The sequence below is a fragment of the Brevibacillus sp. MCWH genome (genome assembly GCF_013096935.1).
Classification (GTDB): Bacteria; Bacillota; Bacilli; order Brevibacillales; family Brevibacillaceae; genus Brevibacillus; species Brevibacillus aydinogluensis.
The window spans coordinates 1-358 of sequence record NZ_SDLF01000262.1; the positions used below are offsets into that span (position 1 = coordinate 1).

General features: G+C 45.8%; 1 rRNA gene. It reads left to right on the forward strand.

Annotated elements, in window-relative coordinates:
• Window positions 1–110: ribosomal RNA gene (locus ETC00_RS20400) — 23S ribosomal RNA — on the forward strand; the annotation flags it as partial.
• Window positions 111–358 lie beyond the last annotated feature (248 nt).

Here is a 358-nt window from a genome sequence, read left to right on the forward strand (position 1 = left end):
CAGCGTCAAGCTGGTAAGACCCCTCAAAGACGATGAGGTTGATAGGTTCGGTGTGGAAGCGCGGTAACGCGTGGAGCTGACGAATACTAATCGGTCGAGGACTTATCCACTCCAATGATCCTTTGCCTCCATGCATGTCCAGTTTTGAAGGCGCGAAGTCTTCAAAAAAAGATATTGACTTACTGATCAAGTTTTGGTATAGTAAGTTAATGTCAGTGCAATTCAGATGGACATGTTCCTTGAAAACTGAACAGCGAACGCGTTGAACGAGCCTAGCAATTCTTTTCTTTGAAAGCTAACGATTCAACTCAACTTTATTGGAGAGTTTGATCCTGGCTCAGGACGAACGCTGGCGGCG